This window comes from Burkholderia sp. Tr-20390 (assembly GCF_017104595.1).
GTDB lineage: Bacteria > Pseudomonadota > Gammaproteobacteria > Burkholderiales > Burkholderiaceae > Burkholderia.
Window position 1 is genome coordinate 22,494 of sequence record NZ_JAAGPC010000090.1, and the last position, 14,178, is coordinate 36,671.

Annotated in this window: 10 protein-coding genes; 3 read left to right on the forward strand and 7 right to left on the reverse strand. The window is 66.3% G+C overall.

Annotated features, from left to right (window positions below; all coding sequences use genetic code 11):
- The first annotated feature begins 31 nt into the window (after nt 1-31).
- The 3 genes from G3N98_RS23030 (at nt 32) to G3N98_RS23040 (ending at nt 3,265) form a co-directional block, all read left to right on the forward strand.
- On the forward strand, nt 32-1,174 hold the full coding sequence (locus G3N98_RS23030; RefSeq protein WP_175239990.1) for a DUF2827 domain-containing protein: 1,143 nt from the start codon (nt 32-34) through the stop codon (nt 1,172-1,174).
- Between the two features lie 778 nt (nt 1,175-1,952).
- On the forward strand, nt 1,953-2,756 hold the full coding sequence (locus G3N98_RS23035) for an EAL domain-containing protein (RefSeq protein ID WP_089475533.1): 804 nt from the start codon (nt 1,953-1,955) through the stop codon (nt 2,754-2,756).
- A gap of 92 nt (nt 2,757-2,848) precedes the next feature.
- Complete coding sequence (locus G3N98_RS23040) at nt 2,849-3,265, forward strand: hypothetical protein (protein ID WP_089429033.1); 417 nt, start codon at nt 2,849-2,851, stop codon at nt 3,263-3,265.
- Nucleotides 3,266-3,358: 93 nt separating this feature from the next.
- Here G3N98_RS23040 and G3N98_RS23045 read toward each other — a convergent pair whose 3' ends face one another.
- The 7 genes from G3N98_RS23045 to G3N98_RS23075 all read right to left on the reverse strand — a co-directional run.
- A complete protein-coding gene (locus G3N98_RS23045) occupies nt 3,359-5,338 on the reverse strand; it encodes an FkbM family methyltransferase (protein WP_206149313.1) in 1,980 nt (659 codons plus the stop codon).
- Nucleotides 5,339-5,361: 23 nt separating this feature from the next.
- Nucleotides 5,362-6,498, reverse strand: a complete 1,137-nt coding sequence (locus tag G3N98_RS23050) for a DUF2827 family protein (RefSeq protein WP_206149314.1) — start codon at nt 6,496-6,498, stop codon at nt 5,362-5,364.
- A 32-nt stretch (nt 6,499-6,530) separates the two neighbouring features.
- Nucleotides 6,531-6,998, reverse strand: coding sequence for a DUF4019 domain-containing protein (locus tag G3N98_RS23055; RefSeq protein WP_175239987.1), 468 nt, complete (start codon nt 6,996-6,998; stop codon nt 6,531-6,533).
- A gap of 25 nt (nt 6,999-7,023) precedes the next feature.
- Nucleotides 7,024-8,178 (reverse strand): DUF2827 domain-containing protein, encoded by a 1,155-nt coding sequence (locus G3N98_RS23060; RefSeq protein WP_206149315.1) that lies wholly within the window; start codon nt 8,176-8,178, stop codon nt 7,024-7,026.
- Nucleotides 8,179-8,192: 14 nt separating this feature from the next.
- Complete coding sequence (locus tag G3N98_RS23065) at nt 8,193-9,338, reverse strand: DUF2827 domain-containing protein (protein ID WP_206149316.1); 1,146 nt, start codon at nt 9,336-9,338, stop codon at nt 8,193-8,195.
- A gap of 402 nt (nt 9,339-9,740) precedes the next feature.
- Complete coding sequence (locus G3N98_RS23070; RefSeq protein WP_089475527.1) at nt 9,741-10,403, reverse strand: OmpA family protein; 663 nt, start codon at nt 10,401-10,403, stop codon at nt 9,741-9,743.
- Between the two features lie 124 nt (nt 10,404-10,527).
- Nucleotides 10,528-14,178: YadA-like family protein (locus G3N98_RS23075; RefSeq protein ID WP_206149318.1), on the reverse strand; the 3,651-nt coding region annotated here is incomplete at its 5' end.

Genomic DNA, 14,178 nt, shown 5'->3' on the forward strand with positions numbered 1-14,178 from the left:
CATCCCCATCCAACCTTCCATCCTGCCGACGATGACGTCCCCTGTCCTGAACGGCCTGCGCATCGGTATCACGATCGGACTGCGTGCCCCCGACGAAAGCCTGTGGATCAACGGCATCAAGCAGAACGCGCTGTTTCTCGCGAAGCTGCTGATGGCGTCGCCGCACGGCTACCGCGTGACGCTGGTCAACACCACCGATGTGCCGCTCACCGATGCGCTGCCGTGGGATCGCCACGTATTCGACACGCGCACGTTCGACGACATGAAGGATTCGCTCGACGTGGTGATCGAGCTCGGCGGCCAGGTCAACGGGGAGCAGACGGCCTACCTGAAGGCGCGCGGCGCGAAGCTCGTCAGCTACTGCTGCGGCGTCGAGTACATCAACGTGATGGAGTCGATGCTGTTCGGCCGCCGGCTGTGGGATTCGCTGTTCATCAACCGCGGCTACGACGAGGTGTGGGCGATTCCGCAGATCGCGCCCTCGTCGCTGCCGTTCCTGCAGTCGCTGCGCCGCTGCCCGGGGCGCGTCGTGCCGTTCGTGTGGGATCCGATGTTCCTGAGTGCGCGCGCCGCGCCGCTGCCCGAGCATGGTGAATACCGGCCGCGCAGCGAGCCCGGCAAGCGGCTGACGGTGATGGAGCCGAACCACGACGTGGTGAAGTTCTGCGTGTATCCGATGCTGATCATCGACGAAGCGTATCGGCGAGATCCCGATGCGATCTGCTTCACGCACGTGACGAATGCCCTCCATCTCGCACACGACAGCCCCGAGTTCGTGATGCTGATGAACTACCTCGACATCGTGCGCGCGGGCAAGGCGAGCTTCGTCGGGCGCTTCGATACGCCGCTGTTCCTGGCCGACCTGACCGATATCGTCGTGTCGCACCAATGGTCGAACCCGCTCAACTATTTCTATTTCGACGTGTGCTGGCAGGGCTATCCGCTCGTGCACAACGCGAGCCTCGCGCCCGATCTCGGCTACTACTATCCGGACAACGACGTGCAGCAGGGCGCCGATGCGCTGCTGCGCGCGCTGCATACGCACGATGACGACTGGGAAGCGTACACGCGGCGCCAGCGCGAGATCCTCGGCCGCTATACGTCGGCCAATCCGGCACTCGTCGCCGAATACGACGCGCTGCTGGCGAACCTGATCGGCGCCTCGGCCGCATAAGGCCCGATGTTTCGCGCGACGCACACCGTCGCGCCCAATCCCGCCATCGGGATTGTCCCGCCCTAATGTCTGACGAAATAATGCCGTTAAAAAAGAAACCGCCGAACCCGATCGGTTCGACGGTTTTGAAGGCACGAATTTGACGGCTCCGAGGGAAGTCCGTCGGAAATCATTTTAGAGGTTAACAAGTATTTAAGATTGTTAAAAATGGTTCAATCGATAATTATCATATGAATTAAATTGATATTATCGATTAAAGGCTGTTTGATTCATGTTTGAAAATTCAATAATTCGTTTGAAACAATAAAATTGAATGCTGCGATGATCGAATGACGTGCGGCAGCCGATTTTCGACGTAGGTGCCGGCCTCCGCGACAGGCTCGACAGCGGGCGATGACACGATGCTTCACGGGGCGGTATTTATCTGATCAATTCAGGGTTTCCTGATTTCGAGATCCGTAAATGGCAGGGGAATTGAATCGGGCCCGGTTGTTTAGGCGGGAGAAATAAACAGTATCCGAATCGGGGTTCCGTAATTTGCGTTAGTGTGACCTGTCGCACATTCGGTATCGTGCGCGCATGGTGTATTTCCAGTAATTGAATATCGTTGAAAAATATCGAATTTGACGGCGCGCCGAAGCGAACAGTACGCTCCCGGAAAAGATCGACATAACAGGATGGGCCGGGTAGGCGGCGGAGCGCGTCATGGATCGGCTTGCTCCGCATGTTTGTTGAGGTCGAGCCGCGATCGGCGGCTCGCCATTTGCCGGAGCGCCGGATGAATGCGGTCGAAGCTCGCCTGGAGGCGAATCGGGAAGCGAATCGTGACGAAATCGATCTCGTGTTCGGCGCCCCCGACGATCATCCCGACCTTGCGTCGGTACGCAGTTTCGTGGAAAGCCGGCTCGGGTTCGCGCAAGAGCCCGTGTGCCGGGCGGACCTGTCGGGTGGTGTGCTGTACCAGGAATGCCTGGCGCGATTGCGGTGGGGTGAGCGCGATACGCTGCCGCCGGTCGCGTTCCTGCCGCGCCTCGAGGCGCTCGGGCTGATGCGGTGGTTCGACCGGCTCGTGGTCGGCCGGACGATCGACGCGCTGCGTGCCGATCCGGCTGCCGTTTACGGCTGCAACGTGGCGGCGGCGAGCGCGGTGGTCGACGACGCGTGGCTGGCCCTCTTCAGGCGGCTCGAGCGCGAGCCGTCGGTCGCGGCGCGGCTGGTGGTCGAGATCACGGAGACGGGGCCGCTGAACCCCGTCGCGGGGCGATCGTTCGTGAACCGCTTCCGGCAGGCCGGGTGCCGCATCGCGATCGACGATTTCGGGGTCGGCTTCAGCGCATTGAACAACCTGGTGGTCGGCAATCCCGACATCGTGAAGCTCGACCGGTCGATCCTGTCGATGATCAAGCGCAACGCGATCGGGCGTTACCAGCTCCGCCGGCTGATCGCGTTCGCGCATGAAGGGGCGCGACACGTCGTCGTCGAAGGCGTGGAGAGCGAGGTCGACCGGCAGATCATCCTGGATGCCGGCGTCGCGTGGGCGCAGGGCATCCGTTTTTCGTGGCGGTCGCCGGCCGCCGCGTGACGGCGCGGGAACAGGCGAGGTGGCGTGCACGATGCACGCCGATGTCGGGCGTGATCGGCGCGTGGCCGGGACGAATCGCAAAGGGGCTGAGCATGGCAGGGACGAAGGCCGGAGGCGGAACGGGCACGCAGGCGGCCGGTGCGCGCGACCTCGTCGCGATCACCGAGCTGGCCGACATGCTGTGGCAACTGGGCGCCGAATCGACCGAGGTGCCGATCGACGTCGCACCGTATCTCGACGGCCTGAAAGCCATTGCACGCCGCATTCAGCGGATGACGCCGCTCGACGCCGGCGGCCGCGAGCTGGCGGCGCGGCACTATTACGCGGCCGTCATCGCGGGCGCGTGCGGCGACGATTCGGCCATCGCGCGTGGCGTGTCCGACAGCCTCGTCAAGCCATCCGGCGGCGCCAGCCGGCCGGTGGCGCATTGCTTCGCGGTGCTCGCGCGAATGGGGCGGCGGCATGGCCGTACGTTCGCCGCGCAGAGCGGCGATCGGGTGCTGGTCTAGCGCCTGTTCACGCCAGTCACGGGCCACAGCGCGAGACGCGCGGCCCGCGTCGACATCATCCGCGCGCCGCGGCCCCGATCAACATCCTGTCGATCAATCCTTCCCGAATCCGCCGAGCACGAACGCCATCGCGCGGTCGACCGCGTCGTCCCATTGCCCGACGCGCGCGGCGCGCACGATCCGGATGCCCGGATAGAGCGCGGTGCGCGAGCCGGTTTCCCAGCGCGCGTCGGCTTTCGGGCTGAGCAGCAGCACGGCCGGCACGCCGAGCGCGCCGGCGAGGTGGATGTGCGCGGTGCAGGTGGTCACCACGGCATCCAGCGCCAGCATCAGCCCCGCCAGGTCGCTGAAGTCGCCGATCGCGTGATGCGGGAACGTCACCGGCAGGTCCGATTGCTCGGACTGCGCGGACAGGTCGCGATTGATGCAGTACGCGGCGTGGCCATGCATCCGCGTCAGCGGCGCGAAGTCGCGCAGGCTGGCCGCGCGATGGAAGCGCGCGTCGCTTTCGTCGCGTCCGCGCCAGTTGAGCCCGATGCGGCGCGTGCCGGCGGGATGGCCGTCGCGCGACACGCGCTCGCGCCACGTGGCGGCGCGCTCGGGCGGGCACGACAGGTAGGCGGCCGCCGAGCCTGCGGGCGCCGGCGCATAGCCGAACTGCGCGGCGAGCATCAGGCACGAACACCAGTAGTCGTGCGCGAGTGGCGACGTGTCGACCCATGCGCCCTGTGTGCCGATGAATTCGATGTGCGGGAACGTGTGACGCAGCAGGCCCGTCAGCGCGTCCGGCACGACGACGGTCACGCTCGTGCAGCCGAGTGCGCCGAGCGCAGGCAGGTAGCGCGCGTACTGGAGCTGGTCGCCGACGCCGCCGTAGCTGAGCACGAGCAGCCGTTTGCCGTGCAGCGGCTGGCCCTGGTAGAGCCGCTCCGTTGCCAGCCCGAACTGGGCGGCCGTCAGCACGTTTTCGCTGGCGATGGTGGCGAGGGCGGCCTCGTCGCGCCGGCCGGCGCGCAGCAGCAGCGCCGAACGCGCGAGTTCGATGCGCCCACGCGTCGCGTCGGGCAGGGCGGCAGGATCGCCGAAGCGTTCGAGCGCCGCGAGCCCGGCTTCGGGTGCGCCGGCGAAGCCGTAGCACGATGCGAGCTGCAGCGCGATCGCATCGTCGTCGAGCCCGCGGCCGCGCGCACGCTGCCAGCGGTCGATGGCATGGCCCCATTCGCCGCGCGACTCGTGGTCGAGTGCGAGATTCCAGTTCGTTTCGGGCGCCTCGGCGTCGGCGGCTGCGGCTGTCGCTGCCGGGAGCGCCGTATTGTTGTCCGCCTCCGCCGTGACGGCAAGCGGTTCGCCCGAGATGATCAGCTTCTGCCGGTCCCAGCGCGGGTTCGGCACACACAGCATGTTCAGGCCGTCGATCCGGTAGAACGTGTAGTCGAGGCCGGCGAACGTGGCGATGATCGGCGCCTCGCCGACTTTCCAGTATTCGATCCAGCACCACGGCAGATGCGTCTCGATCAGCCGGCGCGCGCCGCGCAGCGCGTCGATCTCCATCCCTTCGATGTCGAGCTTCAGGAAATCCAGCCGAGGCAGCCCGAGCGAGTCGAGCCGCACGACCGGGGTCGGCGTGCCGCCGTCAGCCTGCCCGCCGACGAGCGAGACCTGGCCGAAGTCGGCCTCCTGTCCGTAGTCGACGTCGGGCACCTTCATCGTCCCGTTGGCGCTGGCGAGCCCCATGTTCAGCAGATGGACGTTGTCGAGCTGGTTGAGCGCGACCGTGCCGCCGAGCGCATGGAACAGCGTGCGCTGCGGCTCGAACGCATACACGCGGCCGCCGCGCGCACGCAGCCGGTGCGCGATCGGCACGCACACGAGCCCCGCATTTGCGCCGCCGTCCACCGCGATCGCATCGTCCGGCAACTGGTCGATCACGTGCAGGATCGTGTCGAGCTCGCCCTGGATGTGCGGCCGGCCGGTCTTGATCAGCGCTTCGGCCTGAAACGCGCAGTGCCGGTTGATGACGAACGGGCCGTGGATCGAATCGATCACGACGAAATTGCGGACGGTCTGATTCATGGGCGGGGCGTGTGCGAAGGAGGTCAGCCGAGTGCGCGGCCGTCGAACAGCTGCCGGATCCGCGCGGAATACGCGTGGACGTTGTGCTCGGCGAGCGTGTCGACCTGGTGCAGGCAGCGGCGGGCCGCGGCCGCGTAGTCGTCGAGCCGAGCGTCGTGCGTCTGCGCGGCGGTCGCGATCGCACGCGCCGCATCGAAGATCTCGAAGTCGGGGTAGTAGTAGCCGACGTCGCGCAGGAACGGCGAGTTGTGCACGAGCGGGTAGTTGCCGTACAGCGCGTCGTACAGCAGGTAGTTGAGGCCGTTTTCCCAGTGATGGGACACGACGATGTCGGTGTGATGCGCGGCCCAGGCGACGAACGGCGCGCGCACGTCAGCGGTCGCCTTGCCGTCGCGCACCATCTCGAGCCCGAGCGCGAGATGCTTGAAGGCGACGTTTTCCTTCTTGTCGAACGTGTTGGTCATGAACACGTGCTCGACGAGCTCCGGATGCTCGACGTAGCACGCGTTCGCGGCGAGCATCGGCACGATCGAGCTCTTCACGACGTTCAGGTTCGGTTCGAAGAACGCGATGCGCTTCGCGGTGCCGTGGTTGCGATAGCCGAAGCGCGCCTTCAGTTCAGGATCGGCGTCGAGGCTGCGCTCGATGAAATACGGCGACCAGATGTGCGGCAGCTCGATCACCGGCGCACGATAGACGGCCCGGAAATACGCCGCGCACGTGTGCATGTGCTGCGGGTTGGTCCAGATCTCGTCGAACTGCACGCGGTTCGGGTTCGGCCGCCACTGATTCTTCTCGAAGTTGATCGTCTCGACCGCGATCACGTAGTCGTTGCCGAAGCGGTACGACACGCACTTGCCGCCGCGCCGGCGTACCGCATCCGTGTGGGTCTGGTCGATGAACGCATTCATCTCGATCAGCAGGTCGGTCTGGTGGACGACGGCCGACAGCGGCCGCAGCGCGTCGCCGAACGCGTCCATCATCAGCGCTTGCGGATAGTCGGTGATGCCGTCGTCGTGCGCGAGCCAGACCTCGCCGATCAGCGGCGACTGCTTCAGCAGCATGTACAGGAACACGCAGTGCTGGTTCGCGCCGTTGTACCAGATCGACTGCGTCGCGTCGCGCTGCACGTTCATCGTTATCGCGACATTGAGTTTCATCGGATCGGCTCCGTGGGTGCGCGGCGCGCGGGTTATTGCGCGAAATTCTGCGACTGGCGCGGCACGTAGCCCGTCAGGTGCCAGCGGCCGTCATCTTCGAGGCGGAAGCTCAGCTTCTCGTAGACCGTCGCGCCGCTCGTCAGCGTGGTCGTGTAGTCGACGTTCGCGTAAAGCCCGTCGGGCGTCGTCGCCGCATTCGTGTAGCGGATGCGCGTGACCTGCGCCCAGCCGCGACGGCTGACCGTGCCGACCGACTGGCGTGCATGCTGCATGTCGGCCGCGAACTGGTCCTGCTTGATGCGCGCCTTCACGAACGGGGCCGCGTCGGCCCATACCGCGCCGTACTGGCCGGCATCGAGCTGCTTGAACACCGCATCCGAGTCGCGGAGCAGCGCGTCGGCCGATTCGCCGGCGGATTGCGCATGCGCGCCGAGCGCGATCGAAGCGACGGCGCAGCCGATCAGCCATTTGGCGCGGGTAAGGGACGGGCGTGCGTTCATGTCGGAGTCCGGAAAGGGCGGCGCGTCACGCGTCGCGATAGAGGGTGGCGATCGCGTCCGTGTAGGCGGCGACGTTCTCGGGGTTGTAGATGCTGACGGAACTGAGCACGTGCCGCGACTGCTCGCGGTACGCCTCGAGGTTCGCGTCGTGCTCGGCGAACGCTTTCAGCAGCGCGCGGCCGCCGGCCTGGCAGTCGAAGTCCGGGTAGAAATACCCGGCTTTGCCGAGGAACGGCGAGTTGTGGATCAGCGGGTAGTCGCCGTACAGCAGCTCGTAGTACAGGTAGTTCTGCGCGTTTTCCCACGTGTGCGACACCACCGCATCGCCGTACGCGGCCATGAACTCGTACACCGCATAGCGGCTTTCGAACGTCGTGATCCCGTGGTTCACGATGTCGAGGCTCTTCGCGAAGTGGACGAACGTCGCATGTTCCTTCAGGTGCAGCGTGTTGCACACGCGCACGAACTCGAGGAAATCAGGCTTGGCCCGATACGCTTCCTCGGCCACCAGCATCGGAATGACGCTCGTCTTCACCATGCAGATGTTCGGCTCGAACATCGTCACGCGCCAGCGCGGCTTGCCGGGCGCATAGCCGAACGACAGCCCGGCGCCGAGCGTCGCGCGCGCCTTGTCGAACAGCATCGGGTGCCAGATGTGCGGGACGATCGTGACGGGCGCGCGCAGGCCCGTCTGGTAATAGTGCAGGCACGAGCGCTCGAACTCGGGGATCGTCCACACGGCGTCGTACGGCGCGCCCGAGAACAGGAAACCCGACGGCTTGTTGAACATCGCGCGTTCGATGTCGATCACGTAGTCGTTGCCGACCCGCATCGTGACGACCTTGCCGCCGCGCTCGCGGAACGCGCGCAGGTAGTCCGCGCCGAACTGCGCGCTCATTTCGATCAGGACGTCGCAGCGTTCCAGCGCTTCGTCCATCGACAGCAGCGGCACGTCCCATTCGCCGAGCATCATCTGCGGATCGGCGACCTGTTCGCCGCCGTTCACCATCACGGCTTCCGCGACGAGCGGCGACTGGCGCAGCAGCAGGATCAGCAGCAGGCAGTTCTGGAAGATGCCGTTTTCCCACAGCGACTGGCCGGCGCCGCGCACGAACAGCGACACGCCGACGACGAGACGCTTGCCCTCGCCGGGCGCTTGACGGGCATTGGAGTCCGACATGCGTATGCTCCGGTTCAGGCGACCAGACGCGAGACGAACGCGTCGAGGTTCGCGGGGTTGTCGATCGAGACCGACTGCAGCAGCCGGCCGGCCTTCGCGCGGTAGTCGTCGAGGCGTTCGTCGTGATACAGCCAGGCCTCGAGCAGTGCTCGGCCGCCCGCGGCGGAATCGAAGTCGGGGTAGTAGTAGCCGGCGTCGCCGATCAGCGTCGAGTTGTGGATCAGCGGGTAGCCGCCGTACAGCACGTCGTAATACAGGTAGTTCTGCCCGTTTTCCCAGTGGTGCGACACGACCGCGTCCGCATGGCGCGCCATGAAGCCCGGCAGGTCGAGGCGCGGCTCGAAGGTCGCCTTGTGCTGGCGCACGAGGTCGAGGCTGTTCGCGAAGTGCACGAAGGTCGGATGCTCCTTCATGTGCAACGAATTCACGACGAACATGTGCTGTACCGCGTCCGGGCGCGCGCGGTAGAACTCGTCGCACGCGAGCATCGGGTAGTGGCAGGACTTGGCGACCGAGATGTTCGGTTCGAGCATCGCCAGGTGCCACGGGCGGCGGCCCGGCCGATAGCCGAACGTCGCGCCTTCCGCGGCGAGCGCGGCGATGCGGCGATCGAGGAAGTACGGCGACCAGATGTGCGGCATCAGGTGGACCGGCGCGCGCAGGATGGTCTGCAGCATTGGCGCGGCGGTCTTGTCGTATTGCGGCAGCAGCCACACTTCGTCGAACGGCGCACCGTTGAAGATGTGCCCCGACGGTTTGCCGAAGATCGGGGTTTCGCACAGGCCGGCATACACGTGCCCGCAGAAGAACGCGGCGATTTTCTTGCCGAGCGCCTTCATGTGCCTGAGCCATTCCACCGGCAGCTGCGCGCCCATTTCGATCACGACGTCGAGTTCGTGCGTGACGTCGGCGGGCTTCACGAGCGGGATGTCGAGGCCGTCGAGTTCGAGGCCGGCCGGCAGCGCGTTGGCGTCGCCGCCGTTCAGGAAGTAGACGGGGCCGACACGATCCGAGCGCTTGAGCATCATCGCGAGGAACGCGATGTTCTGGTGTATGCCGTTTTCCCAGATCGCCTGGCCGTCGCGCGCAAACAGCGAGATGCCGACCGCCGGCCGTTGCTTGCGGGTGCCGCCCGAGGCGGCTTCATTGATGTCCGTCACCGGTTGGTTTCCTCTGCGGCGTCGTGCGTCCGGGCATTGCGTCGAGCGTCTGGCCTGGAAGCGGCGCGCCGTGGATCGTCATGGTTGCATGTGCGCCGGTGCGCCGCGGCGGGCGAATCGGGCGACCGGGTTCGCGAGGGCGGCAGCCGGTTTCCGGCGTGTCGTCGGGTACGCCTGGCACGGCGTGCGAGTCGGGCAGGCTGCCCCGGCGACTGTCTGCGGCGATTGTGGCACGGAAACCACCGGTTTTGGCGGGACGTGACGAACTTTGACATAGCCGCCGGCCAACGGAAACGGGCGCCGGCGAAGCGGCGCCCGGGCGGTCCGGCGGCGGTCGGGTGCGAGCCCGGCGCGGCGCTGGCGGCCGGCCGGATCGGGGCGCCGCGCGCGGCGGCGGCCCGCTCAGTGCTGCAGTCGGATTTCGACGCGGCGGTTGCTGGCGCGGCCTTCCGGCGTCGCGTTGGACGCGACCGGATCGGCCTTGCCGCGACCCGTGACCGTCAGCGAGTCGGTCTTCAGGCCGTGCGCCTTCAGGTACGCCGCGACGGATTCGGCGCGGCGCTTCGACAGCGCGAGGTTGTAGTCGTCGCTGCCCACCGAATCCGTAAAGCCGGTGACGCTCACCTGCGAGTACGTGTGGTCGGCGCGCTCGCTCAGCAACCGGTCGAGCGATTCGCGCGCGGTCGGGGCGAGCGTCGCGTGGTCGGTCGCGAACAGCGCGTCGCCCGACAGGTTCACCTGTTCGACGACCGCAGCCGCCGGCGCGGCGGCCGACGCCGCTTCGGCCGGCGCCGCGCCGCACTGGAACACGAGCGTCGCGGGATCGGATTTGTCGCGCAGCGCGCGGGCCGAGTCGACGGCGCGCACCGGCTCTTCGCCGCAAATCTTGCGGGCGGCCTTCATGCAGGTCTGCGGGCCCGACAGCAGGCCGTGGCAGTCCACCTGGAAGGTCCGCACGCCGTCGCGCGGCTGCAGTTCGGAAGCGCTGAAGGTCGGGCCGGATGCGGTCGAGCACGCGGCGAGGGCCGTTGCGGAAAGTGCGAGCGCAAGAGCGAGTTTGTTCACGGTTACATCCTCAATGCTTGGGTTGACTGAAGCCCGCCACGGGTGGCGCGGCGGGCTCGTCCGGCCGTCGGGGCCGCCGCGGGCCGTCCGGCTGGCGAGCCGGGCGGCCTGGCGGCGCGACGCGTTACTTCCACTGGTACAGCATGCCGGCGCCGATCACCTTCTGACCGCCGCTGAAGCCGCCGTTGATCGACGCCTTCAGGTTCTCCGTGATGCGAGCCTGCATGTTGACCGCCATCGCCTTCTGGCCGAGGAAGGTCGACGTACCCACGCCCATCCCGAAGTTGGCATCGCGATCGAGCTGCGGGATCGATGCCATCGCGCCGACGGCCGCGATACCCTGCTTCGCCATCTGGTCGGTCTGCTGCAGTTGCGAACCCAGCGAGTTGATCTGCGCCTGCTGGCCCGACAGTGCCGTCGACAGCGTCGTCTGCACCTGCGTCAGCTGGTTCACGTTCACCGCGTCGGTGCCTTGCGTACCCGGCGCGACGTTCGTGATCTGGCGCTGCTGCTGGTCGTTGCCGACCGACACCACGTTCGAGCGGCCGCCGTCGTTGGAGCCCGCACCGATCGCCACCGAGTTCGAACCCGCGGTGACGACCGGGAGGTCGTTGCCCTTGCCGTTCAGGTCGGCGGCGACGCCGTTGTTGTTGTTGGAACGAATCGTGTTGTTGTTGATCGTCGTCGACAGCGAGTTCAACGTGTTGTTGATGTTGTTCACGCCGGTCGACAGCGAGGCCACGTTGCTGTTCGTCGTGCTCAGGCCGGTGGACAGCGAGCCGATGCCGGTCGAGGTCGACGTCGACAGCGAGTTGACGTTGCTGTTCGTCGTGCTCAGGCCCGTCGACAGCGAGTTGATCGCGGTCGAGGTCGACGTGGACAGCGAGGCCACGTTGCTGTTCGTCGCGCTCAGGCCGGTGGACAACGAGTTGATGCCCGTCGACAGCGACGCGACGTTCGACGCGGTCGACGTCGACAGCGTGTTGATCGCGTTGTTCGTCGCGTTGAGCTGGCTGCCGTTGATCGCGTCCGTGCTGCTGGCCGAGATCCGGCCCGCGGCGACGTTCGTGATCTGGCGTTCCTGGCCCGGTGCGCCGACGCTCACCACGCCGACCGGCGAACCGCCTGCGAAGGGGTACGTGACGCCGCCGATCGTGGCGCTCGACGTCGGGTTCGCGGCGCTCGTGACCGAGTTCGCGCCGAGTGCGATCGAGTTGGCGACGTTGGCCTGTGCGTTCGTGCCGAAGGCGAGTGCGTCGGCGGCGGTTGCCTTCGCAGCCGAGCCGTACGCTTGCGCGCCGGTGGCGCTTGCCGTGGCCTGGTTGCCGAGCGCGATCGTGTTGTCCGCGGTGGCCTGGTTCGAGCTGCCGAGGGCGAGCGCGCTCGCGCCGTTGGCCGTGTTCGCGTTGCCGAGCGCCACTGCGCCGTTGCCGGTCGCCGTGTCGTTCGCACCCATCGCCACCGCGCCGGTACCCGTTGCGATGCTCGGGTCGCCGATCGCGACCGCGCCGTCGCCGGTTGCCGTGTTGCCGGAGCCGATCGACACGGCCTTGCCGCCCGTTGCCGAGGCGTTCTGGCCGATGGCGACCGCGCCTGCCGTCTGTGCGTTCGAGCCGTCGCCGACCGCGACGCTGCTGGCGCCTGCCGCGCTGGCGTTCACGCCGGCCGCGAGGGCGTTGGTGCCCGTTGCGCCCGTGTTGTCGTAGTTGGCTTGCTGCACGCCGTTGTCGTTGACGCTGTAGTAGTGCGTCTTCGCGGCGTTGATCGCGGTCGAGGTCGAGGTCGACAGCGAGGTGATCGAGCTGGTCGCGGACGACAGGCCCGTCGACGTCGAAGTCGACAGCGAGATTACCGAACTATTCGTCGAGCTGAGGCCGGTGGACAGCGAACCGATCGAGCTGTTGGCCGACGAGAGGCCCGTCGAGGTCGAGGTCGACAGCGAGGTGATGGAGCTGTTCGCCGAGGACAAGCCGGTCGAGGTCGACGTGGACAGCGACGTGATGGAGCTATTCGCCGAGGACAGGCCGGTCGACGTCGAAGTCGACAGCGAGGTGACTGAGCTATTGGTCGACGAGAGGCCGGTCGAGAGCGAACCGATCGAGCTGTTGGCCGACGAGAGACCGGTCGAGGTCGAGGTCGACAGCGACGTGATCGAGCTGTTGGCCGAGGACAGACCCGTCGAGGTCGAAGTCGACAGCGAGGTCACCGAACTATTGGTCGAGCTGAGACCCGTGGACAGCGAACCGATCGAGCTGTTAGCCGACGAGAGGCCGGTCGACGTGGAAGTCGACAGCGAGGTGATCGAGCTGTTGGCCGAGGACAGGCCCGTCGAGGTCGACGTGGACAGCGAGGTGATCGAGCTGTTGGCCGAGGACAGGCCCGTCGAGGTCGACGTGGACAGCGACGTGATCGAGCTGTTGGCCGACGACAAGCCGGTCGAGGTCGAGGTCGACAACGAGGTGATCGAGCTGTTAGCCGACGACAAGCCGGTCGAGGTCGAAGTCGACAGCGACGTCACCGAGCTATTCGTCGAGCTGAGGCCCGTGGACAGCGAACCGATCGAGCTGTTGGCCGACGACAGGCCCGTCGACGTCGAAGTCGACAGCGACGTCACCGAACTATCCGTCGAGCTGAGGCCCGTGGACAGCGAACCGATCGAGCTGTTGGCCGACGACAGGCCCGTCGACGTGGAAGTCGACAGCGACGTCACCGAACTATTCGTCGAGCTGAGGCCCGTGGACAGCGAACCGATCGAGCTGTTAGCCGACGACAGGCCGGTCGAGGTCGAAGTCGACAGCGAGGTCACCGAACTATCCGTCGAGCTGAGGCCCGTGGACAGCGAACCGATCGAGCTGTTGGCCGACGAGAGACCGGTCGACGTCGAGGTGGACAACGACGTGATCGAGCTGTTTGCCGACGACAGACCGGTCGACGTCGAAGTCGACAGCGACGTGATCGAACTGTTAGCCGACGAGAGGCCGGTCGAGGTCGAGGTCGACAGCGAGGTCACCGAACTATCCGTCGAGCTGAGGCCCGTGGACAGCGAACCGATCGAGCTGTTGGCCGACGAGAGACCGGTCGACGTCGAGGTGGACAGCGACGTGATCGAGCTGTTTGCCGACGAGAGACCGGTCGACGTCGAGGTGGACAACGACGTGATCGAGCTGTTTGCCGACGACAGACCAGTCGACGTCGAAGTCGACAGCGACGTGATCGAGCTGTTAGCCGACGAGAGGCCGGTCGAGGTCGAGGTCGACAGCGAGGTGATCGAGCTGTTAGCCGAGGACAAGCCGGTCGACGTCGAAGTCGACAGCGAGGTGACCGAGCTATTGGTCGACGAGAGGCCGGTCGAGAGCGAACCGATCGAGCTGTTGGCCGAGGACAGGCCGGTCGAGGTCGAGGTCGACAGCGAGGTCACCGAACTATCCGTCGAGCTGAGGCCCGTGGACAACGAACCGATCGAGCTGTTAGCCGACGAGAGGCCCGTCGACGTCGAGGTCGACAACGACGTGATCGAGCTATTAGCCGAGGACAAGCCGGTCGAGGTCGAAGTCGACAGCGAGGTGACTGAGCTATTGGTCGACGAGAGGCCGGTCGAGAGCGAACCGATCGAGCTGTTGGCCGACGAGAGGCCCGTCGACGTCGAGGTCGACAACGACGTGATCGAGCTATTAGCCGAGGACAAGCCGGTCGAGGTCGAAGTCGACAGCGAGGTGACTGAGCTATTGGTCGACGAGAGGCCGGTCGAGAGCGAACCGATCGAGCTGTTGGCCGA

Excerpts from the sequence above, each read along its gene's own strand:
- G3N98_RS23060 (WP_206149315.1), bottom strand. The coding sequence starts at position 8,178 with ATGTCGGACTCCAATGCCCGTCAAGCGCCCGGCGAGGGCAAGCGTCTC.
- G3N98_RS23030 (WP_175239990.1), top strand. The coding sequence starts at position 32 with ATGACGTCCCCTGTCCTGAACGGCCTGCGCATCGGTATCACGATCGGA.
- G3N98_RS23040 (WP_089429033.1), top strand. The coding sequence starts at position 2,849 with ATGGCAGGGACGAAGGCCGGAGGCGGAACGGGCACGCAGGCGGCCGGT.
- G3N98_RS23055 (WP_175239987.1), bottom strand. The coding sequence starts at position 6,998 with ATGAACGCACGCCCGTCCCTTACCCGCGCCAAATGGCTGATCGGCTGC.
- G3N98_RS23045 (WP_206149313.1), bottom strand. The coding sequence starts at position 5,338 with ATGAATCAGACCGTCCGCAATTTCGTCGTGATCGATTCGATCCACGGC.
- G3N98_RS23035 (WP_089475533.1), top strand. The coding sequence starts at position 1,953 with ATGAATGCGGTCGAAGCTCGCCTGGAGGCGAATCGGGAAGCGAATCGT.
- G3N98_RS23050 (WP_206149314.1), bottom strand. The coding sequence starts at position 6,498 with ATGAAACTCAATGTCGCGATAACGATGAACGTGCAGCGCGACGCGACG.